Annotated in this window: 2 protein-coding genes; both read right to left on the reverse strand. The window is 72.9% G+C overall.

Annotated elements, in window-relative coordinates; all coding sequences use genetic code 11:
• Nucleotides 1-2,668: SNF2-related protein (locus RI554_10935; protein ID MDR9392527.1), on the reverse strand; the 2,668-nt coding region annotated here is incomplete at its 3' end.
• Nucleotides 2,665-3,357 (reverse strand): hypothetical protein (locus tag RI554_10940; GenBank protein ID MDR9392528.1); only part of this gene is annotated, 693 nt, incomplete at its 5' end. The genes RI554_10940 and RI554_10935, both read right to left, overlap by 4 nt.

A 3,357-nucleotide genomic window follows, 5' to 3' on the forward strand; every position in this document is an offset into this window, starting at 1 on the left:
GGGGGCCGGTCGCCGCCGGGGCGGGGGTGAGGAGGGCGTCGGCCCAGTCGGGTGGGTTGAGGACGATCTCCCCGTCGCCACGGAGCACCGCCGCGACGTACTCGTCGCGCACGCGGCGACCCCGGTCGTCGTTCCAGCGGAGGACGGTGGTGAGGGCGAGCCGTCCGTCCGCGCCGGCGAGGGGCGCCGTGAGGGTGTCGGGTTTGTGGAGGGTGAAGTGGTCGCGCATGACCTGGTAGAGGGGGTGGTCCGGACCGAACGAGGCGGCGTCGCGGGTGCGGGCCGCCGGGCGCGTGAAGGCGATGCGGACGTTCGTCCTGAGGCGCAGGTGATCCCGGAGGGCCTCGGGTAGGTGCAGGTCCCACACGTCGCCGCCGTAGCGACGGGCGGTGATGCGGACGTCGGCGCGCGCGAACGCCCCCTCCGCGAACGCCTTGACGTGCTCGACGTCGAGGGGCAGGTCGTCCGCCAAGTCGCTCGGGTCGTAGCGGCCCGCGTACTCGAGCAGGTCGTCGCGCATTTTGGCGGCCTCCTGCGCGCGGGCGATCGCGGCGTCGATGCGCTCCTGCGCGGGGTGTTCGTCGCCCTCCGCGGCGGCGAGCACCTCCGCGACGTCGAGATCCAGGTTGCCGACCAGGCTGCCGAGGATGTCGTCCTGGAGGCCTTCGCGACCGTCCTCGTAGCCCCCGACGTGCGCGAGGTTGGTGGCGATCGATTCGAGGCGGTCGTACATCTTGGCGACCACGTCGTCGTCCGCGGAGGCGGGCGAGCGCAGGTTCACGACCTGCACGCGTTTGCGTTGCCCGTAGCGGTAGAGCCGGCCGACGCGCTGCACGAGCCGCATGGGGTTCCAGGGGAGGTCGAAGTTCACCATCACGTGGCAGGCGCGCTGGAGGTTGATGCCCTCCGCGCCGGCCTCGGTCGAGATCATGAAGGAGGCGTCGGCGTGGAAGGCGTCGATCTGGCGTCGTCGTTCGGACGGGCTCTGGCCGCCGTGGATGACCGCCACCGACCCGGCGCCGTAGCGCGCCTCGAGGGCGCGCGTGAGGTGCTCCTGCGTCGTGCGGTACTCGGTGAACAGCAACAGCTTGCCGTCTCGGTCTTCGGCCTCGTGGCGCGCCACGACCTCGTCCAGGAGCCAGGCGACCTTCGCGTCGTCCTCCACCAGGCGTTCGGCCAGGTCGATGAGGCGCCGGAGCCGGTCGGCCTCCCCGGTGAAGAACTCGTCGCGTCGCTTGGCGGCGGCGGATTCGCGTTCGTCCTGCTCGACGTAGCGTTCGTCCTCCGGGGCGTCGTCGGACCGGTCGTCGATCGCTTCGCCCCGCAGGCGCGCCGCCCGTCGCACGAGGGCCCGGTGGATGGCGGCGTAGCTGCTGGCGGCGAGCTTGCGGTAGGTCGTCATCACGAACCCGATCGCGCGCCGCGTCGAGTCGGATCCACCGGTGACGCCGTAGCCCTCCCGCACGTACGCGCGGAGGGCGTCCTCGAAGTCCGCCGCCAGGTCGGTCTCGGGGACCTCGACGGTGCGGACGTCCTTGCCGCGGAACACGAACGTCCCGTCGGCGTCCGTCACGTCGGCCTTGCGGTTGCGGAGGACGAGGCCCTCGAGGATCTCGGGGTGGTGCCGGAGGCGGACGAACTGGCGTTTGGCTTCCGGGCCGGGGCGCAGGAGTTCGAGCAGGGCGCGGAACTTGTCGTCCTTCCCCTGGTGCGGCGTGCCGGTCAGGAGGAGCACCGCCTCGGTGCGTGCGCGGAGCGCCGCGGCGGCGCGGTAGCGGGCGGTCGTTCCGTAGGTGCGGCCGGTCTCCTCGCGCCCGAGGCGGTGGGCTTCGTCGAAGATGATCAGGTCCCAATCGTCGGCGGAGAGGAACGTGTCGAGATGGGCGTCGGCCTTGAGGCGGTCGATCGAGACGATGACGCGGTCGAACGCCTTCCACTGGCGGGCGTCGTCGATCGCGAAGTCGTCGCCGTAGATCATCGCGTCGGCGACGTCGAACTTGTCGCGCAGCTCGTCCTTCCACTGGCGCGTCAGGCCGGCGGGCACGACGAACAGGAAGCGTCGGTACCGCCGCGCCATGAGCGCCGCCACGATCAAGCCGACCTCGATCGTCTTCCCCAGGCCGACGTCGTCGGCGATCATCCAGTTCAGGTTCCCCGACGTGAGGATCGTGTGCGCGACGTGGATCTGGTGGGGGAGCGGGTCGATGTCCAGCGGTGACAGCGCACCGGTGTTCGCGTGCCAACGGTCGAGGGCGAACGCCAGGTTGCGGAGCCTGAACCCCTCCGGGTCGGTCTGGGCGGCGTCGGTCACCTTCTGGTAGGCGGTCTCGACCGGCGGGATCTGCCGGAGGGCCGTCCAGGGGAGCCAGGTGCGTCGCTCCTGCAGCCAGAAGTCGACGAGGGCGCGGGTCCGGCCCCCGGGCGTCTCCACCGCCTGCACGGTCCCGGTCCCCCAGGAGGGGGCCCCCGATCGCGGCACGTGCTCGACCTGCATGCCGGATGCGAGGTGCGGCCGGAGGCCACCGATCGCGACGCGGTCGGCGCGTTGCGGCGCGTCGGCCCACGTGACCCGGGCGACGTGGTCCGGGTCGTCGGGCCGGCGTTCCCGCACGACGCCGAGTACGTCGTCCGCGCGCTGGACGTGCGCGCCGGTCGGAGGTGCGCTCACTCCGACGCCACCCGCAGACCGAGCCGAAGGGCGAGGTCGTCGCCCGCCGGGACGTTCCCGAAGTCGGCGTCCAACACCTCCGACAGGAACGCCTCGAACGGGCCTGGGTAGCTCCCGAACCGGCGTCGTGCGTGGCGGTAGGCGTGCTCCAGGGGTTCCAGGACCGCGAGGACTTCGTCGGCGCTGGGGTAGCCGTGGAAGGCGTCCGCGATGCGGTGGGCGGCGTTCCACCCGAGCGAGAGGCCGGTCGCGTACGGGTGGGTGGCGTTCCAGGTTTCGCGGACGGCCCACGCGACGTAGATGGTGTCCTCGGTGGCGCCAGCGGCGATCAGGGCGCGCAGGCGCGCCCGGCGGGATCCGTGGTCGCTGTCGGCGAGGACGTCGGCGAGCATCGTGCCGTCCCCCGACAGCTGGCCCTCGGCCAGCAGGTCGTCGGCGATGCCGGCGAGACGGGCCTCGTCGTCGGGCGCGTCGAGCGGATCGGCGTCGTCGCGCCTTCCTGCGCCGTGCCAAGCCGGCCGCGGCGCGGGCGCCGTCCAGCCGCCGTCGAACCACGGGTCGGGCGCGGGGGGCGTCGGCGTCGGGGGGTGCGTCGCAGCGCCCGCGACCGCGTCCGCGGGCGGGAGGTCGGGCGTGGGGGACGGCGGCGGTGGCGCGAGGGCGTCGTCCGGAGCGTCGTACGGAGCATC

The organism is Trueperaceae bacterium (assembly GCA_031581195.1).
In the GTDB taxonomy this organism is placed as follows: domain Bacteria; phylum Deinococcota; class Deinococci; order Deinococcales; family Trueperaceae; genus SLSQ01.